Raw genomic sequence first — 23,173 nt, 5'->3', positions numbered from 1 at the left:
GAGCGGGGGACCGCGGTGCGGCCCTCCCCGTGGAGGAGGGTCGGATGGCGACGGAGTACTACACCGAGGAGCTGCACGGCCCCCACGAGTACTTCGACCTGGGGCACTTCGACCTGGGGCACTTCGCGCTGGAGCGGGGCGTCACGCTGCCCGGGGCCCGGCTCGCCTACAAGACCCTCGGCACGCTGAACGAGGCCCGCGACAACGTGGTGCTCTTCCCGCACATGTGGTCGGGCACGTCGAAGTCGATGGAGATGTTCGTCGGGGAGGACCGGCCGCTCGACCCGAACCGGTACTTCATCGTGTTCCCCGGCCAGTTCTGCAACGGGTTCTCGTCCTCCCCGAGCAACACCCCGGCCCCGTTCGGCGCGGGTGCTTTCCCGCACGTGACCATCGGCGACGACGTCCGGGCCCAGCACCGGCTGCTCACCGAGCGGTTCGGCGTCGAGCGGCTGGAGCTCGTGCTCGGCTGGTCGATGGGCGCCGAGCAGACCTACGAGTGGGCGGTGTGCCACCCGGAGATGGTCCGGCGGGCGCTGCCGTTCGCCGGCACCGCCCGGACCACCCCGCACGACGCCCTGTGGGTCCGCGCGCACGAGAACGCGTGGAAGTCCGATCCCGCCTGGGACGGCGGGTTCTACGCCGACCCGGCCGACGTGCACGTGGGAATGCGGCGGCACGCCGAGCTGTGGTCGGTGATGGGGCTGTGCCCGGAGTTCTACTCCGCCGAGGCCTGGCGGGGTCTCGGCTTCAGCTCGGTGGAGGACTTCGTGCAGGGGTTCTGGGAGGCGTACTTCGCCCCCATGGACCCCAACAACCTGATCTGGATGGGCTGGAAGTGGCGCCACGGTGACGTGTCCCGGCACACCGGCGGCGACCTCGCGGCGGCGCTCGGGCGGATCACTGCCCGGACGATGGTCGTCCCGTTCTCCCGGGACATGTTCTTCCCGCCCGGGGACTGCGAGGCCGAGCAGCGGTTGATCCCGGACAGCCAGTTCCGGATCGTGGACAGCCTGTGGGCGCACTTCGCGATGTTCTGCTTCGGTGCCCGGGAGCGTGAACAGATCGACGCCTGCATCCGCGACCTGCTCAAGGAGCCGGCGCGGACCTGAGGGTTTCACCCGGGTGCGGCCCGGTGCGGATGACGAGGACGGCCTCCGCGGGGTGCTCGCCGAGCGCGGTGTAGGTGTGCTCGACGTCGCTGGTCCACGCCGTCCCGGCTCCGGCCGGCAGGTCGGCCTCCTCCCCGGAACGGCCCGCGCGGGCGGTCCCGCGGGTGACCAACAGGTGCTCGACGACGTGCGGGCCGTGCGCGGCCGAGACGTGCACGGTGCCCGGTCGCAGCGTCAGCAGGTAGACCTCGACGGTGCCCTCGTCGTCGGTGCGGGTCTCCAGCAGCCGGGTGCCGATCCCGGGCGCACCCACCTCGGCGCCGACCGTCTCGGCGAGCAGGTGCGACACCGGCAGCCCGAGGGTGTTCGCCAGCGCGTAGAGGGTCGACAGGGTCGGGTTGCGGGAGCCGTTCTCGAGCTCGGACAGCGAGCCCTTGCCGATCCCGGCCCGCGCGGCGAGTGCCCCGACCGACAGGCCGTGCGCGGTGCGGGCGGAGCGCAGCCGTTCCCCGACCGCGGCCCGCAGTGCTGCGTCCTCCATACCGGGGAGCCTAGCGACCGTTCTGTATACGGAACGTCTCGCGTAGGGTTCTGTTCGTGGAACGCTCGTGGATCCGGCCCGTGCCGGTCGGGATCGTCACCGCCGTCGTCGGCTTCACCAGCTCCTTCGCGGTGGTCCTCGCCGGGCTGCGCGGCGCGGGCGCGGACCCGGGGCAGGCCGCGTCCGGGCTGGTCGTGCTCACCCTGCTGCAGGGCGTGGGTACCGTCTGGCTCAGCCGCCGGTTCCGCCGCCCGCTGACCGTGGCCTGGTCGACGCCCGGTGCGGCGCTGCTCGCCTCGGCCGGGCCGGTCGCCGGGGGCTGGCCCGCCGTCGTCGGGGCGTTCCTCGTGACCGGCGTGCTGATCGTGCTGACCGGATTGTGGGGCCGGCTCGGACGGCTGGTCGCGGCGATCCCCGCGCCGCTCGCGCAGGCGATGCTGGCGGGGGTGCTGCTGCCGCTGTGCCTGGCGCCGGTACGGGCACTGGTGGAGCGGCCCCTCCTGGTGGCGCCGATCGTCGTCGTGTGGGTGGTGCTGCAGCGGTACGCGCCGCGCTGGGCCTCGCCGGCCGCGTTCTCGCTCGCGCTGGTGATCGTGGTGGCGACGGCGGACGGGACCGCCTGGCTGCAGCTCCCGGCCCTGGCGGTCACGGCCCCGTCCTTCGAGGTGGCGGCCGTCGTCGGTGTCGCGCTGCCGCTGTACGTGGTGACGATGGCGTCGCAGAACGTCCCGGGCGTCGCGGTGATGTCCGCCGCGGGCTACGAGGTGCCGTGGCGGTACGCGATGGTGCTGACCGGCGCCGGGACCGTCGCCGGGGTGCCGGCCGGCGGGCACGCCGTGAACCTCGCCGCGATCACCGCGGCGCTGCCCGCCTCGCCGGAGGCCCACCCCGATCCCGCCCGGCGCTGGATCGCCGCGCAGGCCACGGGCTGGACGTCGCTGCTGCTCGCACCGGTCGCGACGACCCTCGCGGCGCTGGTCACCGCCGCCCCGCCCGGGGTGATCGAGGCGGTGGCGGGGCTGGCGCTGCTCGGGACGTTCGCCGCCGCGCTCGCCTCGGCGCTGACCACGACCCGGACGGATCCGGTGGCCCGGGTGCCGCCGATCGCGACGTTCCTGGTCGCGGCGTCGGGCACGGTCGTCGCCGGGATCGGGGCGGCGTTCTGGGGGCTGGTCGCCGGGCTGGTGCTGCACGCCGTGCTGCGCCCCCGGGAACCCGCCACCGCTACGGGCGACGGCCGGTAGCCAGGTGCTCGGCGAGGAACCGGTCCGCCGTCTCGAACATCGTCAGCAGGTTCTCGGGATCGACGATGAAGTGGCCCTCGTCGTCGAACACCAGGTATTCGACGTCGACCCCGCGCCCGCGGAGCGCGGCGACCATCGTGTCCGACTCGGCCCGCACGACGCGGACGTCGTTCGCGCCCTGCACGACCATCAGCGGGGTGCGGATGTCGTCGGCCCGGGTGATCGGCGAGCGGGCCAGCAGGTCCGCCTCCTGCTCCGGGTCCGCGGGGTCGCCGACGTAGCGGTACCAGTTGTTGACCAGACCCGGCTTCGCGAACTCGGGAACGGTGCGCATGAAGTTCGCCAGGTTCGAGATGCCGACGTAGGAGACGGCCGCGGCGAACCGGTCCGGGGTGAAGGAGACGCCGACGAGCGTGGCGTAGCCGCCGTAGGACCCGCCGAACATCGCGATCCGGCCGGGATCGGCGTACCCCTGAGCCACCGCCCAGTCGACGGCGTCGATCAGGTCGTCGTGCATCGCGCCGGCGAGCTCGCCGACACCGGCCTCCATGTGTGCGCGCCCGAAGCCCGCGGAGCCGCGGAACTGCGGCTGCAGCACCGCGTAGCCGCGGTTGGCCCACAGCTGGACGCTCACGTCGAGCCCCCACCAGTCCCGGGCCCACGGCCCGCCGTGCGGCATCAGGACCAGCGGCAGCCCGGCCGGTGCGACGCCGACGGGCAGGGTCAGGTACGACGGCAGCTCCCGCCCGTCCCGGGCGGTGACCGTCACCGGGGTCATGGGGGCCAGCGTGTCCGGGTCGAGGTCCCCGCGGGTGTGGAACAGCAGCCGTCGCTCGCCGGTGGCGTGGTCGTAGAACCAGGTCTGCGGGTCGCGGTCGTGCAGGAACGTGGCGACCCAGCGGGTGCCGCCGACGTCGCCGGAGACGGCGGAGAGGTCGCCGTCGCAGAGGTCCTCCAGCGCGGCGAGCACGTCGGCGAACCGCGGGTCGAGCGCGCGGGTGTGCTGGCGCACGCCGAGGTAGCGCACGCCGAGCAGCTCCCCGGTGCCCCGGTCCCGGATCAGTGGCGACGGCAGGCTCGGGAAGACCTGGGAGCGGGTGTCGACGTCGCACGACGGGTGCCGGTCGACCTCGGTCTCCTCACCGGTGCGCAGGTCGAGCCGCGCGAGGTGCAGGTGGTCGGTGCCCCGGTAGGAGCCGAACCAGAGGCCGGTGCCGTCCGGCGTGGGCTCGTTCGGGAAGACGCCCACCGGGTAGGCGTCACCGTCGAACGTCGCGATCCGCTCGTCGTCCCGCCAGAGCTCCGCCGTGCCGTCCGCGGTCAGGGTCTCGCGCAGCAGCGTGTCGCCGGCGAGCAGCCACCCGGAGCCGGGGCCGGGGCTCTCGGCGAGCACCGTCAGCTCGCCGGAGGCGATGTCGAGCTCGCACAGGTCGAACTCGGTGGGGACGCGGGCGTTGAGCTGCAGGACCACGCGCCCGGGGCGGCCGGGCCGAAGCTCCAGGCCCACCGCCGTCGCCCCCGGGAACGGGGTGAGGTCGACGGCGGGGGCGTCGGCGTCGTCGAGGTCGACCCGGTGGACGTGCCAGTTCTCGTCGCCACCGTTGTCCTGCAGGTAGAGCAGCCAGCGCGGGTCGTCGCTCCAGTGGTAGCGCTGGACGGTGCGGGGCTCGTCGGCGGTGACGCAACGCGGTTCGGTGCCGCCGTCGACGTCGGACACCCAGACGTTCAGCCGGCCCTTCCAGGGGGCGAGGTAGGCGATGCGGGTGCCGTCCGGGGAGATCGTGGCCGCGGTGCGCTCCGGCGGGCGCAGCATGTCCGCGACGGCGATCCGGTCGGGCAGGGCCATGGCGGGCTCCTTCGTCGGTGTGCGGGACTCAATGCAGGAGTGCCTTGCTGCTGCGGCGGAACGCCCACACCACGACGAGCGCCGCGAGGATGGTCAGCGGGGTGCCCATGACGACCCGGGCGATGCCCAGCCCACCGGTCTCCTCGGCGACGTAGAGCCACTGCTGGATCGCGAAGCGCGACCCGAACACGAGCACGGCGGCGGCGGTCGCGAGGTCGTGGGCGCGCAGCACGGTGCGGTTCTCCCGCCAGGCGTGCTTCCCGCCGTGCACGGCGTTCCAGATGACACCGGTCAGCGGGCGGCGGGCCAGCAGCGACCCGAGCGTGACGACGAATCCGGCCAGCGAGGCCCAGATGCCGATCACGAAGAAGTCCCGTGCGTTGCCGGTCCAGGCGACGAGCCCCGCTGCGACGGCGACGCCGAGCAGGCTCCCGATCGCGGACGCGAACTTCTCGCCGCGGACCATCCGGAACGCGAACAGGCCCAGTCCCACCGCGACCGAGATCCCGATCGTCAGCGGCAGGGACAGGAACGCGTTGGCCGTCACGAAGACGACCACGGGGATCGTCGAGTAGACGAAGCCGGCGGGGCCACCCATCTGGTCGAGCAGGGTCGGCTTGCTGCGGTCGGTGTGCTCGTCCGTGGTCACGATTACTCCTCGGTCGGGGTGTGGTGACAAGGAAAGGCCCTGCCGTTACGGCACACTCAAGCCGGAGCCGGTGTAGGTGACCCACGTCACCGGCGAGCCGGGAACTGCCGGGTGCCGGCGTGTCCCGGGTCACCGTCCGACGTCTGGACCGTGCCGCAACGGCCGGGTGTCTGCTGTGTCGCGACCGCCCGAGTCCGCGACCCGGAGGAGCCCGGCATGTCCCCGACGCTTCCGCTGCCCCACGAGCTGTACCTGCTCAGCCACGTGCCCGCGAAGTCCAGGCTGGACGACGACAGCGCGCTGGTGCGGGGATCACTGCTGCGTGCCGCCGCCGTCGCCGACCTGCGCATCGCCGGCCTGCTCCGCGACCGTGACGGGAAGGCGGAGCGCGCCCCGGGGCCGGCGCCGGGCGGGCTCGACCCGTTCCTCGCCGAGGTGCTCGACTCCGTCCGGCCGGACCGTCCGCGCCGTTGGTTCGGCGTCGTGGACCACCACTGGCACACGGCCGAGCGCGCCGTCCGGGAATCGCTCGTCGCCACCGGGACGATCACGGCGGAGCGCCGCCGCGTCCTGCTCGTCGTCCCCGCGCGCCGGATCGAGGTGCCCGACCGCGGGCCGGTGCAGGAGCTGCGGGACCGCGTGCGGGACGCGGTGCTGGGCGGGGAAGACCCCGGCGCCGTCCCGATCGGGGACGCCGTCCTGGCGGTGCTCGCCGACGAGGGAAACGTCCGGACCGTCTTCCGGCGCCGGGAGCTGCGGGCGCACAAGCCCGCCGTCCGGGCGCTGAACGAGCGGGTCGACCGGGAGCTCCCGGGGCTGCGCACGGCGATGTCCTGGTCGGTCGCCGCACGTCGGACGGCGGCGACCAGCTGACCCGCTACCGGCGGAAGGTCTCCACCCGCACCTCGTCGGTCGGGGCGAACCGCCGTGCGGCCGCGGAGATGAGGGCCATCGTGCGGGCGGACTGTGCGCAGCCGAAGCCGTACTTCGCCCGGACCCGCGAGTCGGCGATCTCCATGCAGGTCCGGCTGCGGGAGACGAAGTCCGCCACCGGGTACGCCGTGCCGGTCGCGAGGTGTTCCTCGACGACCAGTGACGGCGAGTAGTAGCTGACCTCGGTGCCGTCCGGCCAGCGGACGTCGAACATCATCTCGGGCACGGAGCCGACGCTAGATCGCGCCCGTTACCCGGGTGTTGCGCCTGCGCGACGTCGGGTCGTTCGGTGTCCGGCCGTTGCTGTGGTGGTGCCGGGTCGCGGTCTCCCGTGCTGGTCAGGGGTTTGCTATCGCGAACGATTACTAGCGGCTCGAACGCATGTTCGGATAGTGTCTGGCTCATGACCGCGGTCCAGGAACCTCCACGCACCGGCCTCCCTGCCGGTCCGGGGTTCCCTCAGGTCGATCTGGCGCTGGTTCAGTTGGCGGTGGAGCAGGCCGCGCTCGACGACCTGTCCGGGGTCTCCGAGGCGGAGTTGATCGATCAGATCCAGCAGCTCGAATCCGTGCAGCACTCCTTGGCGGCGTTGCAGGCCACCCGGGTGCGGGCGTTCGCCCGGCTCCATGTGGAGAACGGCATCGCGGCCGGTCGGACGGATCCGGATCGGTTGCAGCGGGGTGTGGTGGCGCAGGTCGGGTTGGCCTGTCGGGTGTCGCCGGCCGAGGCGCGGCGTCGGGTGAGCGTCGCCCGGGATCTGCACGACGGTCTCGATCACGTGCGTGGGTTGTTCGGGGCCGGTGAGTTGAGCTCGGCGAAGGTGGCGGTGGTGGTGAGCGCGTGTTCGGGTCTGGACCGTGCTGAACGTGCCGCGGTGGATGTTCGTCTGGCTGCGCACGATCTGACCAGGCTCGGTCTGGGCCGGTTGCGTGATCTCGCTTGCCGCTTCGCCGCCGAGGTCGCACCGGGGAAGTTCCTCGCCCGGGTCGAGTCCGCCCGTGCCGAGCGGCGCGTGACGTTGCGTCCGGCGCCGGATGCGATGACCTTCCTGACCGCCTACCTCCCGGTCGAACAGGGCGTGGCCTGCCTCGCCGCCCTGAACAAGGCGTTCACCGAGGTGTCGGTGGACCCGGCACCGTTGACCCGTACCCGTGGTCAGGTCATGGCCGACACGCTCGTCGAGCGCCTCACCGGACAGGCGATGGCGACCGATGTGGGTGTCGAGGTCCAGGTCGTGGTGCCGATCGAGGCGCTGCTGGACCCGGACTCACCGTTGCCGGCGGAGATCCCCGGCCACGGACCGGTCCCGGTCGAGCTCCTCGCCACGGGCGAGGGGAGGAAGACCCTGCGCCGCCTGATCACCTCCGACGGAGTCCTGATCGGCGGAGACTCCCGCCAGCGCACCTTCACCGGATTGCTGGCCCGCCTGGTCCGGGCGCGCGCGGGGAACCGGTGCACCGAGCCCTACTGCGACGCCCCGGTCCGCCACATCGACCACATCCACCGCGACGCCGAGGGCGGGGCGACCGAGCTCGACAACGGCAGGGGTGTGTGCGAGTTCCACAACCATGTCCGGGAGCAGGCGGGGTGGCGGGTGGCTCGCGGGCCGGACGGCAGGGTGCGGACCACGACCCCGACCGGGCACACCTACCGGGCGCCCGGATGAGCCGCCCCGCTACCGCGAGGTCAGAGGAGGAACCCGAACAGCGGGCTGTCCGGTGGGATCGGCTCGATGTGCGGCGGGGCCTCGTCCATCCGCTTGAGGAGCGCGGTGAGGTCCTCGGGCGCCCCGAGCTCGATGCCCACCAGTGCCGGCCCGGTCTCCCGGTTGGAGCGCTTGGTGTACTCGAACAGGGTGATGTCGTCGTCCGGGCCGAGGACGTCGTCGAGGAACCGTCGCAGGGCACCGGGCTCCTGCGGGAAGTCGACGAGGAAGTAGTGCTTGCGACCCTCGAAGACCAGCGCCCGCTCGACGATGTCGGCGTACCGGCTGACGTCGTTGTTCCCGCCGGAGAGCAGACAGACCGTGGTCGCGTTCCGCGGGATGTCGAGCATGTCCAGCGCGGCCGGGGAGAGCGCCCCGGCGGGCTCGGCGATGATGCCGTCGGACTGGTAGAGCGCCAGCATCTCGACACAGATGCGGCCCTCGGGCACGGCCAGCAGCTCGACGCCCGAGTCGCGGACCACCTCGAAGGTCGCCGCGCCGACCTTGCGCACCGCGGCGCCGTCGACGAACGGGTTCAGCGCGTCCAACTCCACCGGCTCGCCCGCGCCGACCGCGGCGGCCATGCTCGCCGCACCCGCCGGCTCGACGCCGACGATCCGCGTCGACGGCGCGTGCTCGCGCAGGTAGGTGATCGCCCCGGCGAGCAGGCCCCCGCCGCCGACGGGCACGATCAGCACGTCCGGCGGGTCGGCCAGCTGGGCCAGGATCTCGCGGGCGATCGTGCCCTGGCCCGCGACGGTGCGCGGGTCGTCGAACGCGGGGACCTGGGTCGCACCCGTGGAGGCGGCGTCGGCGCGGGCCGCTGCGGCGGCCTCGTCGTAGGTGTTGCCGACCACCCGGATCTCGACGGCGTCGCGGCCGAGCCGGGCGACCCGGTCGCGCTTCTGCCGCGGCGTGGTGCCCGGCAGGTACACCCGCCCGCGGACGCCGAGCCGCTGGCAGGCGAACGCGACGCCCTGGGCGTGGTTCCCCGCGCTGGCGCACACGACGCCCGCGGCACGGTCGGCCTCGGGCAACTGGGCGATCAGGTTGTAGGCGCCGCGGATCTTGTAGGAGCGGACCGGTTGCAGGTCCTCGCGCTTGACCCAGACCTCGCCGCCGAGCGCGTCGGACAGTCTCGGGTTGAGCTGCAGCGGGGTCGGGCCGATCACGGCGTGCAGTCGGGCCGCCGCGTCGTCGACGTCCCGGGCGCTCACCCGGGTACCGGGCGCGGGGGAGGGTGTGGCGTTCACGGTCGACCAGCGTCTCACGACGCCCGATCGGCCCTCACACCAGGGACGACGCGTCAGCCCAGCCGCGCCGTGCAGCGCTCGGTCTCCGCGCGGCGGTCGAGCACCCCGGCGTCGTCGGACGGGTTCACGACCTGCACCAGCGACCCCCCGCCGGCCAGGACGGCGAGCAGCCCGTCGCGCAGGCCGTCCGGCGAGTCCCAGGCCGCGGTCGACAGCACCCGGGCGCCCCCGCCGATCCCCAGCTCGCCGGCGCGGGCGCGGGCGGCGTCGAGGACCTCGGTGCCCGTCGCGCCGTCCCAGGCGGGAGCCGAACCGTCGACCGGGTCCCACGGCACGAAGTCGTCGCCGTGCACACGGACCTCGGAGGCGAAGTTGATCGTGCCGGACGGGAGGTCGGTCAGGCCGCGGCCGAACGCGTCGAGGGAGAACGCGACGACGGTCCTGGCACCGGCCGCGAGCGCGACGTCGAGGCGGGCCGCGTCGGCGAGCACCAGGTCCGCCGACGTCGGGTCCCCGACCAGCTCCGCGCCGCACGACCACAGCGCGAGCAGCGACGCCGCCGTCTGCCAGTGCGCAGGCAGCAGCACCGCGACCCGGGTCCCGGGCTCGGCGTCGCACTCGTCGCGCAGCAGGTTGGCCGCCTTCGCCGTCCAGTTCGCGGTGGTCGTGCCCGACAGCTCCATCCGCTCACCGGTGGCGTCGTCGTAGTGGGTGAACAGCGGTCGCGCCGCGGTGGCCCCGAGCGCGGGGCCGAGCAGGGCGTCGGTGAGGAACAGGCCGGAGCCGAACACGGTGGTCATCGTGGCCCGACGCTACCCGGGTGCTCAGTCGATGCAGGGCACCCCGCCCGCGGTGATCGGCGGTGTCGACGGCGCCCCGGACGACGCCGGAGCTCCGCCCCCGCCGGCCGCGGAGCCGCCGCCGCCCTGCTGGTCGAAGTCGGTGCCGATCAGCACCTGCACCCGGCCCTGGCCGACGGCGTCGGACTGCTCGACGCCGATCCCGCCGAGCGCCTCGGCGACCCGGCGGGCCGCGGCGTCGCCGTCGGCCTGGCTGTAGCGGACGACCGACGTGGTCCGGTCCGGCGCGTTCCCGACGGCGCCGGGGGTGATGCCGTTCTGCCCGAGGGTCCCGGCCACCTGCGCGGCGAGACCGGTCGTGCCGGACCCGTTGCCGACGTCGGCGACCACGGGGGTGGGCGGCGGCGCCGCGCCCGCGTCGCTCTCCTCCGCGGCGGGTGCGGGGTCCTCGGGCGGTTCGGTGTGCCGGGCGACGAAGTCCTGCACCTGCCGCGGGTCGACGCCGAGGACGTCGCCGGAGGAGGAGTCCTCCGGGCCGCCGGTGGGGATCGTCAGGAAGTCCATCTTCCCGGCGGCGATCTGGGACGCCTCCCGGGCGAACGCGAGGATCTCCCACCCGCTGTCGATGACCACGGCCTGCTGCACGACGTCGATCAGCGCGCCGAGCTTCGCCGGGTCGGTGAGCGTGCCCGACGACAGCACCTTGTTCGCGACCGAGGCCAGGAACACCTGCTGCCGGTTGATCCGGGACAGGTCGCCCCCGGCGAGCCCGTGCCGCTGCCGGACGAACGCCAGCGCGTCGCCGCCGGAGATCGTCTGCGGGCCTGCCGGGAAGTCGGCGCCGGAGAAGGTGTCGGAGACCGGGGCCTTGAGGCAGACCTCGACGCCGCCGATCGCCTGGGTGAGGTTGTAGAAGCCGAGCAGGTTGACCTCGGCGTAGTGGTCGATGCCCAGCCCAGTCAGGTTCTGCACCGTCTCGATCAGCGCCTGCCGCCCGGCCTGGGACGACTCCTGGTCGATCCGCTTCGGGTCGGTCACGCCCTCGCCGGACAGCCGGGACGCGGTCTGGGCCTTGATCTGCGGGTACGCGGCGTTGACCTTGTTGCGGCCGATCCCGGGGATCTGCACCTCGGAGTCGCGCGGGATCGAGAACGCGGTCGCGCTGCCGCCGTCGTCCGGGACGTGGACGAGGATGATCGTGTCCGAGTTCAGGACGCCCGACTCGGCGCCGCTGCGCAGCTCGGCCAGGATCTCGTCGGGCAGCGGGTTGCCCTGGGCGTCGGTCCGGCTGTCCACACCGACCAGCAGGATGTTCTGCTCGCCGCCGGACGAGCCGCCGAAGAGCAGGTTGCTGGTGGTGATGCCACCGGTCACGTCGCGGTACAGGGTCCAGACCCCGCCCGTGGCGAGCACGGTGAGCACGGACAGCGTCGCGACGGTCACCTGGAACCGGCGCAGCCAGCGCCGGCCCGCGGACGAGCGCCGGTCCGGCCCGGTGGATCGGGCCGGGTACGGCGGGTGGTTCCCGGGAGCCGGGGGGCGCGAGGCCCGGCGGGCGGCGGCCCGTGCGGCCGACGACGGGCGGGTACGGGACTCCCACGGCTCGCCCACGCGCGCCTCCCCTCGGGTCGTCCGGGCCCCGGGGGGCCGTCGTCGATGGTGGTGTTCCTCTCGGAGCCGGAGGCCGTCTCGTCACGGCCGGGAGCCCCCGCAGGTCCGGATGATCAGGACCCCGCAGGAGCCAGGGTGCAGCATCGGACGGGCCGCCGCGGTCCCTCGGGGAGTGCGTGTCGGCACGGTCGCCCGGTCGCTGTACCCCGCACCACCTTGAGGGTGACGCTGCGTCCAGCACCGTCGTCCCTGCTCGGAGGCCCGGACACGTTAGGGATGAGGTGTCGCAGTACGGTGGCCGGACACGGCGTGTGACGTTCGCGGCCGCGAACGGGCGGTCGCCGCCGGTCCCGCCGGACCGGCGGCCTCCCGGTCTCGCTAGCGTTCGGGTCGTGCAGGGCGGCGGGGAGCAGCACGTGCAGGTGGACGGACCGACCTACGGCGACGACGTCGCCGTCGTCACCGTGACCTACTCGCCGGGCCGCACCCTCGACACCTTCCTCGACTCGCTCGCCGGTGCGACCGGCCGGACCGGTGTCCCGGTGGTGCTGGCGGACAACGGCTCGGTCGACGGCGCGCCGGAGCGCGCGGCCCGCGAGCGCGACGACGTCACGTTCCTGCCGATCGGCGAGAACGTCGGCTACGGCGCCGCCGCGAACCGTGGTGTCGCCTCGCTCGACGGGCGCTTCGGCTGGGTGGTCGTCGCGAACCCGGACCTGGAGTGGGGCCCCGGGTCGCTGGACGTGCTGCTGGAGGCCGGGCGCCGGCACCCGCGGGCGGGCTCCCTGGGCCCGCTGATCCGTGAGCCGTCCGGTGAGGTCTACCCGTCGGCCCGCGAGGTCCCGTCGCTCGCGGCCGGGGCCGGGCACGCCGCGCTCGGCCCGGTCTGGCCGGGCAACCCGTGGTCGGTCGCCTACCGCCGGTCCCGGGAGGACGTCTCCGAGCGCGACACCGGCTGGCTGTCCGGCTCGTGCCTGCTGCTGCGGCGGGCCGCGTTCGACTCGGTCGACGGGTTCGACCCGCGCTACTTCATGTACTTCGAGGACGTCGACCTCGGCGAACGCCTCGGTGTCGCCGGGTGGCGCAACGTCTACGTACCCTCGTCGGAGGTCGTGCACGTCGGCGGGGTGTCCACCGGCAAGCCGGAGGTGTCGGCGCGGATGCTCGCCGAGCACCACCGCAGCGCCTACCGCTATCTCGCGGACCGGCACCCCGGTCCGCTCCGCGCACCGCTGCGCGCCGCGTTCAGGGCGGGCCTGGCCGTCCGGTCGGGCCTGGCGTCCCGGGGCGGCAACTGACCCGGGCGTGACGAGAACACCAGAGGGGGAACCGCGTTGCAGGACGTCGAGGCGGTCGTACTTGTCGGGGGCAAGGGCACCCGGCTGCGGCCACTGACCCTGTCGGCGCCCAAGCCGATGCTGCCCACGGCGGGGGTGCCGTTCCTGGCACACCTGCTGTCCCGGATCCGCGAGTCGGGGATCCGGCGGGCCGTGCTGGGCACCAGCTACCTGGCCGAGACCTTCGAGGAGCACTTCGGTGACGGCTCCGCGCTCGGTCTGGACCTGACCTACGTGACGGAGACCGAGCCGCTGGGCACCGGCGGCGGGATCCGCAACGTCGCCGGGAAGCTCTCCGCCGAGCACGTGATGATCTTCAACGGGGACGTGCTGGCCGGGACCGACCTGAACGCCGTCGCCGCGACCCACCGGGACTCGCGGGCCGACGTGACGCTGCACCTGGTGCGGGTGCAGAACCCGCGTGCGTTCGGCTGCGTGCCGACCGACGCGAGCGGCCGCGTGCTGGAGTTCCTCGAGAAGACCGAGGACCCGCCGACCGACCAGATCAACGCCGGGTGCTACGTCTTCCGGCGCGAGGTGATCGACTCCATCCCCGAGGGACGACCGGTGTCGGTGGAGCGCGAGACGTTCCCGGACCTCCTCGCCTCCGGGGCGCACGTGCAGGGGCACGTCGACGTCGCGTACTGGCGGGACATGGGCACCCCCGGCGACCTGGTGCACGGCTCGGCCGACCTGGTCCGCGGGGTCGCACCGTCCGCGGCGCTGCCCGGGCCGACCGGCGAGGCGCTGATCCTCGACGGTGCCGAGGTGGCGTCCGACGCGTTCGTGTTCGGCGGCTCCACCGTCGGCCGCGGCGCCCGGATCGGCTCCGGCGCGAAGGTCGAGGGCTCGATGCTGTTCGACGGCGCGGTCGTCGCCGGCGGCGCGGTCGTCGAGAACTCGGTGATCGGCGCGGGCGCCGTCGTCGAGGAGGGCGCCAGCATCCGCGACACCGTGGTCGGGGACCGCGCGGTGATCGGGGCGCACTGCGAGCTGCGCAACAACATGCGGGTCTGGCCGGACGTGTCGCTGCCGCCGCACGGGATCCGGTTCTCCCCGGACGTGTGACGCCGTGCTCGACCGCGAGTGACGCCCGCCGTTCGTGCTCGACCTGTACGGCGTGCTGTCCCCGCTGCGCCGGGGCCGGGGCGACCCGACCTGGCGCACCGCGGGCGACGGCGGGGTGATCTGGCGGGTCTCGACGACCCCCGATGGCCCCGCCACCGTCGCGGTCCGGCGCCGCGCGGACGGCGGCGAGCACGGCACCGTCCGGGCCACCGGCTGGGGGCCGGGCGCGGCCTGGGAGCTCGACCGGCTGCCGTCGCTGCTGGGGGCCGACGACGACCCGTCGTCGTTCGAGGCGCACCACCCGCTCGTCGCCGCCGCCGTCCGCCGCCGGCCGGGGTTGCGGCTCGGCTCGTCCGGGCGGGTGTGGGACACGCTGCTGCCCGCCGTGCTGGAACAGAAGGTCACCGGCACCGAGGCACACCGCTCGTTCCGCGAGCTGGCGTGGCGCCACGGCGACCCGGCCCCCGGGGTCGTCCCGGCCGGGATGCGGGTGCCGCCGACGCCCGCGCAGGTGCGCGACATCCCGGTCTGGCAGTGGCACCGGGCGGGCGTCGACCACGCGCGCCGCTCGGCGATCCTGCACGCCGCCGTCGTCGCGCACCGGCTGGAGGACGCCGCCGGGCTGCGCGGCGAGGCGGGCCGGGTGCTGCTGCGCCGGGTCCGCGGGATCGGCGTCTGGACCGCCGCCGAGATCGCCCAGCGGGCCTGGGGCGACCCCGACGCGGTCAGCTTCGGCGACTTCCACGTCCCGAACACCGTCGGCTGGGCGCTGCTCGGCCACGACCTCGACGACGCGGGCCTCCTCGAGGTCCTCGCGCCCTACGCGCCGCAGCGGCAGCGCGCGGTCCGCTACATCGAGGCGTCGGGGTTCCGGCGTCCCCGGTTCGGGCCCCGCTTCTCCCCGCGCGACTACCGCGCGATGTGACCGTCGTAGGGTCTGGATCCGTGAAGGTCACCGTTCTGGTCGGCGGGGTCGGTGGGGCCCGGTTCCTGCAAGGGGTCAAGGCCGCCCTCGGGCTGCCCCCGGTCGGTCCCGCCCCGGAGGATCATCCGCACTCGGTCGACGCCGTGGTCAACGTCGGCGACGACATCTGGCTGCACGGCCTGCGCGTCTGCCCGGACCTCGACACCTGCATGTACACCCTCGGCGGCGGCATCGACGTCGAGAAGGGCTGGGGCCGGTCCGGCGAGACGTGGTCGGTGAAGGCCGAGCTCGAGGCCTACGAGGCGGAGCCGACCTGGTTCGGGCTCGGCGACCGTGACGTCGCGACGCACCTGGTGCGCACCCGGATGCTCCGCGCCGGATACCCGTTGTCGCAGGTCACCGAGGCGCTGTGCCACCGCTGGCAGCCCGGTGTGCGGCTGCTGCCCGCCTCCGACGACCGCGTCGAGACGCACGTTGTCGTCGACAACCCCGAGCCCGGCGACGGCGACGAGACCCCGCCCCAGGTCGCGATCCACTTCCAGGAGTGGTGGATCAAGCACCGGGCGGCGCCGAAGGCGCACCGCTTCGCCTCGGTCGGCGCGGACCAGGCCGGGATCCTGCCCGACGCCCGCGCCTCGATCGCCGAGGCCGACGTGGTGCTGGTCGCGCCGTCGAACCCGGTCGTCTCGATCGGCACGATCGTGTCGGTCCCCGGCGTGGCCCAGGTGCTGGCCGCGACGCCCGCCCCGGTCGTGGGCGTGTCCCCGATCGTCGGCGGGCGGCCGGTGCGCGGGATGGCCGACGCCTGCCTGTCCGCGATCGGCGTCGAGACCTCGGCCGAGGGCGTGGGCCGGCACTACGGCGGCCGCGGCGAGGGCGGCCTGCTCGACGGGTGGCTGGTGCACTCCGGCGACACGGCGACCGTGCCCGGCGCGACCGTCCGCGAGGTGCCACTGCTGATGACCGACCACGACGCCACCGCCGCGATGGCGCGGGCCGCGTTCGACCTGGCGGGTGTGCGTGCCGGCTGACCCGTTCCCCGACCACGCGTCGGCCTCGCTGCAGGTCCTCCCGGTACCCGGGCTGCCCGAGTTCCGGCCCGGCGACGACCTGACCGCCGCGCTGGCCGGCGCCGCGGACTGGCTGCGCGACGGCGACGTCGTCGTCGTGACCTCGAAGGTCTTCTCTAAGGTGGAGGGCAGGCTCGTCCCGGCCCCGACCGACGACGAGGAGCGCGACGCGCTGCGCCGCCGCCTGATCGACGCCGAGACCGAGCGGATCCTGGCCCGGCGCGGGAAGACGCTGATCGTCGCCGGGAAGCTCGGGATCGTGCAGGCCGCAGCCGGGATCGACGGCTCCAACGTGCGCCGCGACGAGCTCGCGCTGCTGCCCGCCGACCCGGACGCGAGCGCCGCGGGCCTGCGCGCCGGGCTGCGGGAGCGCCTCGGGGTCGACGTCGGCGTCGTCGTCACCGACACCCTCGGGCGGACCTGGAGGATCGGGCAGACCGACGTCGCGATCGGGTCCGCCGGGATCCCGGTGCTGCACCGCTACGGCGGCGCCGTCGACGCCCAGGGCAACGACCTGCTGGTCACCGAGATCGCGCTCGCCGACGAGATCGCCGCCGCGGCGGACCTGGTGAAGGGCAAGCTCGGGGCGCTGCCGGTGGCCGTCGTGCGCGGCATGGCCCTCGACGACGACGGCAGCGCCGCCCGCGACCTGATCCGTCCCGTCGCCGACGACCTGTTCTGGCTCGGGACGGAGGAGGCGATCGCCCGCGGCCGCCGCGAGGCGGTCCTGCTGCGCCGCAGCACCCGCGCCTTCTCCGACGAGCCCGTCGACCCGGCCGCGCTCCGGCGGGCCGTGGGCACCGCGCTCACCGCGCCCGCCCCGCACCACAGCACCCCGTTCCGGTTCGTGTGGCTGCGCGCCCCCGGCCGCCGCGCCGCCGTGCTGGACGCGATGCGCGAGCGGTGGCGGGCCGACCTGGCCGCCGACGGGCGCCCGGCCGACGAGATCGAGCGCCGCCTCGCCCGCGGGGACCTGCTGCACCGGGCCCCGGAGCTGGTGCTGGCGTTCCGGACCGGGGAGGGGATGCACTCCTACTCCGACGACGGCACGGACGCCCGCGACGCCGCCGAGCGCGACATGTTCACCGTCGCCGGCGGGGCCGCGGTGCAGGCGCTGCTGGTGGCGCTGGCCGCGGAGGGCCTGGCGTCGTGCTGGGTCGGCTCGACGATCTTCGCGCCGGACACGGCGCGTGCGGCGCTCGACCTGCCCGCGGACTGGGTGCCGCTCGGCGCGGTCGCCGTGGGCGTGCCGCACGAGCCCCCCGCCCCGCGCGATCCGCGCGACCCGGCGGGCGGGCTGGTGGAGCTGTGGTAGCTGCGGCGACGGCGGCCCGCGAGCTGGAGGCGTGGGACCCGCCCGGCGAGGCACAGCGGGCGGTGCAGCACGCGTTGCTGGCCTTCCTGGACGCCCGCCCGGACGACGCCTGCGACCGCTCGTGTGTGCCCGGTCACCTGACGGCGTCCGCGCTGGTGCTCGACGCGGCAGGCGAGCGCACCCTGCACCCGCGGGTGGGCCGCTGGATCCAGCTCGGCGGCCACTGCGAGCCCGGCGACGCCTCGCTGCGCGCCGCGGCCCTGCGGGAGGCCACCGAGGAGTCCGGCATCGAGGGCCTGGAGATCGCCGGGCAGCCGCTGCACGTCGACGTCCACCCGGTCACCTGCTCGCTCGGGGTACCCACCCGGCACCTCGACGTGCGGTACCTCGTCCGTGCGCCCGCCGGTGCCCGCGCCCGGATCAGCGACGAGTCGCTCGACCTGCGCTGGTGGCCGGTCGACGCGCTCCCCGACGACAGCGACACGGTCCCCGCGATGGTCGCCGCGGCGACCGCCGGCTACAGGTAGCGCCAGAAGAAGAGCGCCCGGAACCCCTGGCCCGCGAGCTGGGAGTCGCCGCCCACCACCGAGTACAGGATCTGGGTGGCGGCGAAGAAGAAGGTGCTGATCCCCGGCACGAACAGCAGGACCGCCAGCAGCGCCAGCGGCGCCCACGGCCGGACCCGCTCACCGAAGCGCTGCGCGGGCACCGACAGGTAGGGCTCGATCGCGCCCCACCCGTCCAGCCCGGGCACCGGGAGCATGTTCAGCACGAACGCGACGATCTGGAACAGCGCGAGCGCGGACAGCCCGGCGCCGACGGGCGTGGGCAGCGACGGGAACAGCGCGACCGTGATGATCAACACCGCGCCGACCACGAGGTTCGCCGCCGGGCCCGCCAGCGACACCGCCGTGCGCCACCCGCGCGAGCGCAGTGCCCACTGGTTGATCCACACCGCGCCGCCGGGCAGCGGGAGTCCCCCGATCAGCAGGATGATCAGCGGCAGGACCAGCGACAACCCGGGATCGGTGTACCGGCGGACGTCGAGGGTGAGGTACCCCTTCAGCGCCACCGAGGTGTCGCCACCGCGGTACGCCGTGATCGCGTGCCCGAACTCGTGCAGGCACAGCGACACGACCCAGCCGGCGAGCACGACGACGAAGATCCCGAAGATCGCCAGCGCCTCGGACCGCACCGGGACCGCGGCCGCCGCCAGCACGGCACCGAGCACGGTGATGCCGACGAGGAGCAGGAACCACGGGCTGACACGACGGGTGAGCGCGGGCATGTACCCATCATCCCGAACGATCCAAACACCCGCGCGTGGGCCTTCACTCGTTCGGCAGAGCCGGCTTGCACGCAGCGAACGTCAGCGCTGTACTTACAGTGGTGTCATTCGCCGGTGCATTGCGGGGAGGTGGGCGAGTGGACGACGTCGAGGGTTTCATGCGGATGCTGCGGCCGGCGGAGGCCGACCAGGCACGGCAGCCGATGATCGAGGACCACGACCGGGTGGCGGAGGTCCTGGACCTGAAGGGCCTGCTGCTGGAGGAGTCACCCGGGGACGAGATCCCGGACTGGCAGGAGCGCGCGCTGTGCGCCCAGACCGATCCGGAGGCGTTCTTCCCGGAGAAGGGCGGTTCCACCCGGGAGGCGAAGCGGATCTGTTCCGGGTGCGAGGTCCGGGCCGAGTGCCTGGAGTACGCGCTGGCGCAGGACGAGCGCTTCGGCATCTGGGGCGGGCTCTCCGAGCGGGAGCGGCGCCGTCTGCGCCGCGGCGCCGCCGTCTGACGGGGGTACGAGACCACCGGCGCCCGGGACACCACTGGTGACCCGGGCGTCGTCGTCTGTGCCGCCGTGCGGGTGGTGGGCGGCGGTCAGCCGCCGTCGACCGCGTCGGGCTCGATGTTGAGGTACTCCGCGACCTGCTCGACGAGGACCTCGTGCACGAGATCGGCGAGGTCCTCCCCGTTGCGGGCCCTGGCCTCCAGCGGGCGCCGGTAGAGCACGATCCTGGCCCGCGTCGGGAGACCGGCCGGGTCGACGCCCGCCGGCACCAGGTGGGCGAGCGGGACGCCGACGTCGGCGAGCACCCCGGTGCCCCAGGTGACCTCGTCCGGCGAGGTCCGGTCGACGGCCGGGACGTCGTCGACGGCGAGGTCCAGGTCGGCCAGCTCCGGCCCCCAGCGCGCCTCGATCGGTTCCAGCGCCTCCAGCACCTTCGCGTCGAACCGTTCGGCGCGGGTGCGGAAGGCGGGAGTGGACACCGGGTACATCAGCCCGCGCAGTCCCCGGCCGCGGCGGTCCCGGCGGCGAGGGGTGCGGCGCAGCAGGCGGTTCGCGGTGGACACCGCCCCATCCTAGGCCCCCGTCACCGAGGCGGGTGCGCGTCGCAGTGCGGACGCGGTGGATGTACGGGCTATCGTCCGGTGTGTGTTGAGTGTGCGGAGATGTTCACGGACGGGCTGCACCGAGCTCGCCGTCGCCACGCTCACCTATGTCTACGCCGACTCGACCGCCGTCGTCGGGCCGCTCGCCACGCAGGCGGAGCCGCACTCGTACGACCTGTGCACCGGGCACGCGCACAACCTCACGGCCCCGCGCGGCTGGGAGGTCGTCCGTTTCGAGGGCGAGTTCGCCCCGCCCCAGCACACCGGCGAGGACCTCACCGCGCTCGCCGACGCCGTCCGTGAGGCGGGGCGGCTGGACCGGCCGGTCGAGGTGGTCGCCCGGCCGGGCGGCACCGGCCGGCGCGGGCACCTGCGGGCGCTGCCCACACCCGGTGACGACGACTGAGCAGCGGGTGACCGGCCGCGCGCGGCCGGCCGCGTGGGCGGAGACCTGCGCGGACGGGTGACGTGCCTCCGCTAGGGTCAGGCGCCGTGCCCGACCTCTCGGCGATCGTGAAGGCCTACGACATCCGCGGTGTCGTCGGCGACCAGCTGGACGAGCCCACCGCCCGCGCACTGGGGGCGGCGACGGCGCGGCTGGTCGCGACCGACACCCCGGCTCCCGGCGCCGTGGTCGTCGGGCGGGACATGCGTGACAGCTCGCCGGCGCTGGCCGCGGCGTTCGCCGACGGCGTGACCGGGCAGGGGCTCGACGTCGTCGACATCGGCCTGGCCAGCACGGACATGCTCTACTTCGCCTCCGGCTCGCTCGGGCTGCCCGGCGCGATGTTCACCGCCAGCCACAACCCGGCCCGCTACAACGGGATCAAGCTGTGCCGGGCGGGCGCGGTGCCGATCGGGCAGGACAGCGGCCTGGCGACGATCCGCGACGACGCGACCCGCCTCCTCGGCGAGGGCGTGCCGGCGACCGGCACCGGGACCGTCCGCCGCGAGGACATGCTCACCGGGTACGCCCGGTACCTGCGCGAGCTGGTCGACCTGTCGTCGCTGGCCGGGGCGCCCGAGCTGACCGTGGTCGTCGACGCCGGCAACGGCATGGGCGGGCACACCGTCCCGACCGTGTTCGACGGGCTCGACGTGCGCGTGGTGCCGCTGTACTTCGAGCTCGACGGGACCTTCCCGAACCACGAGGCGAACCCGCTCGACCCGGCGAACCTGGTCGACCTGCAGAAGGCCGTCGTCGCGGAGGGCGCCGACCTGGGCCTGGCCTTCGACGGCGACGCCGACCGGTGCTTCGCCGTGGACGAGCGCGGTGACGCCGTCAGCCCGAGTGCGATCACCGGGCTGGTCGCCGCCCGCGAGCTCGCCAGGGCGCAGGCGGCGGGGGAGACCGACGTCGCCGTCATCCACAACCTGATCACGTCGCGGGCGGTGCCGGAGCTCGTCGCCGAGCACGGCGGCCGCCCGGTCCGGACCCGCGTGGGGCACTCGTTCATCAAGCAGACGATGGCCGAGACCGGCGCGGTCTTCGGCGGTGAGCACTCGGCGCACTACTACTTCCGGGACTTCTGGAAGGCCGACTCCGGGATGCTCGCGGCCCTGCACCTGCTCGCCGCGCTCGGCGAGCGGCGGGCCGCGGCCGCCGCGTCCGGCACGGTGGCACCGCTGTCCGGACTGATGGCGGGCTACGACCGCTACGCGGCGTCCGGCGAGATCAACTCCACGGTGGCCGACCAGGCCGCGAAGGTCGCCGAGATCGAGTCGCTCTACGGCCCCCGGGACGGGGTGGAGCTCGACCGGCTCGACGGCCTCACGGTGTCCCTGGCGGACGGCTCGTGGTTCAACCTGCGGGCGTCCAACACCGAGCCGCTGCTGCGGCTCAACGTGGAGGCGGCGGACGACGCCGCCGTACGGACGCTGGTCGACGAGGTGCTGGCGGTCGTGCGCGCCTGAGCGACACTCGCGGAGCGTGACGACAGCTCCGGAGCGTGCACCCCGGACGGCGCCGCCGTACCCGGTCGGCTGCCGCGCGGTGTCGGGGCGTGGTGGCAGCATCGAACCGGAAGACATGACGACGAGGAGAACCGTGGCCGTACAGCTCGACCCCCAGCTGCTGGAGATCCTGGCCTGCCCGTGCGACGCGCACGCGCCGCTGCGGTCCGGCACGTCCGCCGAGCCCGGCGCCGACGCGCTCACCTGCGAGGCCTGTGGCCGGTCGTACCCCGTCACCGACGGGATCCCGGTCCTCCTGCTCGACGAGGCCCTGCCGGGCACCGGTCCCGCCGGGGACGACGGGTGAACGGGGTGCTGGACGACAGCCTGCTAGCCGATCCGGAGACGCTGATCGCCAGGGACACCACCGGTGTCCTGCGTGCGGCCGCGACCGCGGGCGCCCAGGTCCGGTCGGCCGCGCACGCGTGCGGCGAGGCCGGCCTCGACCGGCTGCGCGGGTTCCGGCCGCGGGCGCTGGTGCTGCTGCGCAGGCCGGGGGTCTCCGGTGCCGTCGCCGACCTGGTGACGGCGTTGCTGGGCGACCGCTGCCCGGTCCCGGTGGTGCACGCCGAGCGGGTGCCGGGCTGGATCGGCCCGCTGGACGTCGTCGTCGCGCACAGCACCGACTCCGCGGACCCCGAGCTGGCCGAGTCGATCGCCCTCGCGGTGCGCCGCGGCGCGGAGACCGTGCTGTCCGCCCCGGACCTCGGGCCGGTCGCACAGGCCGGTGCCGGCCGCGCCCGGCTGGTCGAGCCGCGCATTCCGCTGCCCGAGGGCCTCGGGTTCGCGCAGGCGCTCACCGTCGCCCTGACGACGGTCACCGAGCTGGAGCTGCTCGGTCCGGCACCGGACACCGAGGCGCTCGCCGAGGTGCTCGACGAGGAGGCCGAGCGCTGCCAGCCGGGCCACGAGCCGTTCGTGAACCCGGCCAAGTCGCTGGCGCTGCGGATGGCCGAGCGGACCCCGCTGCTGTGGGGGGCCGACCCGGCGGCGGCCGCCGTCGCCCGGCACGGTGCGGACGCGCTCGCCACCCACGCGGGCGTCGTCGCGCAGGCCGACGGGCTCGGCCAGGCCGGCACGCTGGCCGGTCTGCGGGTCGCGATCGACCTGGGTGAGCGGGAGAACGACATCTTCCGTGACCCGTTCGACGACCCGGAGCCCGCCGCGGCAGCACTCCCGCCGCGGCTGGTGCTGCTCGGGACCGGTGAGGAGGACCCGCAGATGGTGAGCCGTCGCCTGCTCGGCCGGGAGTGGCCGAACGCCGACGTCGCGCACCCGGTGGAGGAGGTCCCGCGCGGGACCCGCGACGCCGTCCTGCGCCGGGCGCTGCTGCTCGCGCTGCGCGTCGACATCGCCGCCGTCTACCTGGGTCTGGCCACCCGGGCCTCGATCGAACTCTGACCCCTCGCGCACCTGACACC

24 protein-coding genes are annotated in these 23,173 nt (G+C 74.5%); 15 read left to right on the top strand and 9 right to left on the bottom strand.

All coding sequences use genetic code 11. The annotated features are described in order from the left end of the window. Positions 1-44 precede the first annotated feature (44 nt). Positions 45-1,112 (top strand): alpha/beta fold hydrolase, encoded by a 1,068-nt coding sequence (locus tag Ae150APs1_RS11310; RefSeq protein WP_075297419.1) that lies wholly within the window; start codon positions 45-47, stop codon positions 1,110-1,112. On the opposite strand, the gene Ae150APs1_RS11305 is transcribed toward Ae150APs1_RS11310, so the two are convergent. Continuing rightward, positions 1,090-1,653: an XRE family transcriptional regulator gene (locus Ae150APs1_RS11305; RefSeq protein ID WP_010225121.1), complete on the bottom strand. Its 564-nt coding sequence runs from the start codon at positions 1,651-1,653 to the stop codon at positions 1,090-1,092. The two genes, Ae150APs1_RS11310 and Ae150APs1_RS11305, sit on opposite strands and share 23 nt — an antisense overlap. 56 nt (positions 1,654-1,709) lie before the next feature. On the opposite strand from Ae150APs1_RS11305, the gene Ae150APs1_RS11300 reads away from it, so the two are divergent. Beyond that, on the top strand, positions 1,710-2,897 hold the full coding sequence (locus Ae150APs1_RS11300) for a benzoate/H(+) symporter BenE family transporter (RefSeq protein WP_083680067.1): 1,188 nt from the start codon (positions 1,710-1,712) through the stop codon (positions 2,895-2,897). Here the strand turns inward: Ae150APs1_RS11300 and Ae150APs1_RS11295 are convergent. Further along, the gene (locus Ae150APs1_RS11295; RefSeq protein WP_075297415.1) at positions 2,878-4,743 is read right to left on the bottom strand and encodes a S9 family peptidase; all 1,866 of its coding nucleotides are present in this window, start codon (positions 4,741-4,743) and stop codon (positions 2,878-2,880) included. The genes Ae150APs1_RS11300 and Ae150APs1_RS11295 overlap by 20 nt on opposite strands. A gap of 28 nt (positions 4,744-4,771) precedes the next feature. Beyond that, positions 4,772-5,392 carry a DUF3159 domain-containing protein gene (locus Ae150APs1_RS11290; RefSeq protein ID WP_010225117.1) on the bottom strand — a complete coding sequence of 207 codons (621 nt, stop codon included), beginning with the start codon at positions 5,390-5,392 and terminating at the stop codon, positions 4,772-4,774. Between the two features lie 216 nt (positions 5,393-5,608). On the opposite strand from Ae150APs1_RS11290, the gene Ae150APs1_RS11285 reads away from it, so the two are divergent. Continuing rightward, positions 5,609-6,265: a GPP34 family phosphoprotein gene (locus Ae150APs1_RS11285; protein WP_075297413.1), complete on the top strand. Its 657-nt coding sequence runs from the start codon at positions 5,609-5,611 to the stop codon at positions 6,263-6,265. Between the two features lie 4 nt (positions 6,266-6,269). On the opposite strand, the gene Ae150APs1_RS11280 is transcribed toward Ae150APs1_RS11285, so the two are convergent. After that, positions 6,270-6,542, bottom strand: a complete 273-nt coding sequence (locus Ae150APs1_RS11280; protein WP_227012855.1) for an MSMEG_0570 family nitrogen starvation response protein — start codon at positions 6,540-6,542, stop codon at positions 6,270-6,272. Positions 6,543-6,728: 186 nt separating this feature from the next. Between Ae150APs1_RS11280 and Ae150APs1_RS11275 the strand changes: the two genes are divergently transcribed. After that, positions 6,729-7,991 (top strand): HNH endonuclease signature motif containing protein, encoded by a 1,263-nt coding sequence (locus Ae150APs1_RS11275; protein ID WP_075297307.1) that lies wholly within the window; start codon positions 6,729-6,731, stop codon positions 7,989-7,991. A 20-nt stretch (positions 7,992-8,011) separates the two neighbouring features. Here Ae150APs1_RS11275 and ilvA read toward each other — a convergent pair whose 3' ends face one another. The 3 genes from ilvA to Ae150APs1_RS11260 form a co-directional block, all read right to left on the bottom strand. After that, entirely contained in the window at positions 8,012-9,247 is a 1,236-nt protein-coding gene (ilvA, locus tag Ae150APs1_RS11270) for a threonine ammonia-lyase IlvA (protein ID WP_075297411.1), read from the bottom strand. Positions 9,248-9,336: 89 nt separating this feature from the next. Then, positions 9,337-10,083: a TIGR03089 family protein gene (locus Ae150APs1_RS11265; RefSeq protein ID WP_083680066.1), complete on the bottom strand. Its 747-nt coding sequence runs from the start codon at positions 10,081-10,083 to the stop codon at positions 9,337-9,339. A gap of 24 nt (positions 10,084-10,107) precedes the next feature. After that, complete coding sequence (locus Ae150APs1_RS11260) at positions 10,108-11,694, bottom strand: LCP family protein (protein WP_249266300.1); 1,587 nt, start codon at positions 11,692-11,694, stop codon at positions 10,108-10,110. Positions 11,695-12,086: 392 nt separating this feature from the next. On the opposite strand from Ae150APs1_RS11260, the gene Ae150APs1_RS11255 reads away from it, so the two are divergent. Genes Ae150APs1_RS11255 through Ae150APs1_RS11230 form a run of 6 tightly spaced genes read left to right on the top strand, consistent with a single transcriptional unit; the run spans position 12,087 to position 17,936 of the window. Beyond that, on the top strand, positions 12,087-12,992 hold the full coding sequence (locus Ae150APs1_RS11255; RefSeq protein WP_075297409.1) for a glycosyltransferase family 2 protein: 906 nt from the start codon (positions 12,087-12,089) through the stop codon (positions 12,990-12,992). A 36-nt stretch (positions 12,993-13,028) separates the two neighbouring features. Beyond that, positions 13,029-14,099 carry an NDP-sugar synthase gene (locus Ae150APs1_RS11250; RefSeq protein ID WP_075297407.1) on the top strand — a complete coding sequence of 357 codons (1,071 nt, stop codon included), beginning with the start codon at positions 13,029-13,031 and terminating at the stop codon, positions 14,097-14,099. Between the two features lie 34 nt (positions 14,100-14,133). Next, positions 14,134-15,024, top strand: a complete 891-nt coding sequence (locus Ae150APs1_RS11245; protein WP_075297405.1) for a 3-methyladenine DNA glycosylase — start codon at positions 14,134-14,136, stop codon at positions 15,022-15,024. A gap of 20 nt (positions 15,025-15,044) precedes the next feature. Beyond that, entirely contained in the window at positions 15,045-16,055 is a 1,011-nt protein-coding gene (cofD, locus tag Ae150APs1_RS11240) for a 2-phospho-L-lactate transferase (protein WP_060574913.1), read from the top strand. Continuing rightward, on the top strand, positions 16,045-17,409 hold the full coding sequence (locus Ae150APs1_RS11235; RefSeq protein ID WP_075297403.1) for a coenzyme F420-0:L-glutamate ligase: 1,365 nt from the start codon (positions 16,045-16,047) through the stop codon (positions 17,407-17,409). The genes cofD and Ae150APs1_RS11235 overlap by 11 nt, the downstream gene beginning before the upstream one ends. Further along, positions 17,403-17,936, top strand: a complete 534-nt coding sequence (locus tag Ae150APs1_RS11230; RefSeq protein WP_075297401.1) for an NUDIX domain-containing protein — start codon at positions 17,403-17,405, stop codon at positions 17,934-17,936. Before Ae150APs1_RS11235 ends, Ae150APs1_RS11230 begins: the two co-directional genes overlap by 7 nt. On the opposite strand, the gene Ae150APs1_RS11225 is transcribed toward Ae150APs1_RS11230, so the two are convergent. Further along, positions 17,927-18,697, bottom strand: a complete 771-nt coding sequence (locus Ae150APs1_RS11225; protein WP_010232845.1) for a site-2 protease family protein — start codon at positions 18,695-18,697, stop codon at positions 17,927-17,929. The two genes, Ae150APs1_RS11230 and Ae150APs1_RS11225, sit on opposite strands and share 10 nt — an antisense overlap. Before the next feature lie 158 nt (positions 18,698-18,855). Between Ae150APs1_RS11225 and Ae150APs1_RS11220 the strand changes: the two genes are divergently transcribed. Then, a complete protein-coding gene (locus tag Ae150APs1_RS11220) occupies positions 18,856-19,200 on the top strand; it encodes a WhiB family transcriptional regulator (RefSeq protein ID WP_249266114.1) in 345 nt (114 codons plus the stop codon). A gap of 86 nt (positions 19,201-19,286) precedes the next feature. Here the strand turns inward: Ae150APs1_RS11220 and Ae150APs1_RS11215 are convergent, their stop codons facing one another. Then, positions 19,287-19,685, bottom strand: coding sequence for a metallopeptidase family protein (locus Ae150APs1_RS11215; RefSeq protein WP_086000702.1), 399 nt, complete (start codon positions 19,683-19,685; stop codon positions 19,287-19,289). A 157-nt stretch (positions 19,686-19,842) separates the two neighbouring features. Here Ae150APs1_RS11215 and Ae150APs1_RS11210 point away from each other — a divergent pair, with 157 nt between their 5' ends. From Ae150APs1_RS11210 to Ae150APs1_RS11195, 4 genes are all read left to right on the top strand, one after another. Beyond that, positions 19,843-20,205: a DUF3499 domain-containing protein gene (locus Ae150APs1_RS11210; protein WP_170918074.1), complete on the top strand. Its 363-nt coding sequence runs from the start codon at positions 19,843-19,845 to the stop codon at positions 20,203-20,205. A gap of 86 nt (positions 20,206-20,291) precedes the next feature. Next, positions 20,292-21,713, top strand: a complete 1,422-nt coding sequence (locus tag Ae150APs1_RS11205) for a phosphomannomutase/phosphoglucomutase (protein ID WP_075297399.1) — start codon at positions 20,292-20,294, stop codon at positions 21,711-21,713. 133 nt (positions 21,714-21,846) lie between these two features. Further along, complete coding sequence (locus Ae150APs1_RS11200; RefSeq protein ID WP_010232833.1) at positions 21,847-22,059, top strand: Trm112 family protein; 213 nt, start codon at positions 21,847-21,849, stop codon at positions 22,057-22,059. Further along, complete coding sequence (locus tag Ae150APs1_RS11195; RefSeq protein WP_249266299.1) at positions 22,056-23,153, top strand: SIS domain-containing protein; 1,098 nt, start codon at positions 22,056-22,058, stop codon at positions 23,151-23,153. Before Ae150APs1_RS11200 ends, Ae150APs1_RS11195 begins: the two co-directional genes overlap by 4 nt. Positions 23,154-23,173: the final 20 nt, after the last annotated feature.

Source organism: Pseudonocardia sp. Ae150A_Ps1, from assembly GCF_001932315.1.
Classification (GTDB): domain Bacteria; phylum Actinomycetota; class Actinomycetes; order Mycobacteriales; family Pseudonocardiaceae; genus Pseudonocardia.
Note: the sequence above shows the minus strand (reverse complement) of the source record. Positions and strands in the feature narration are given on the sequence as shown.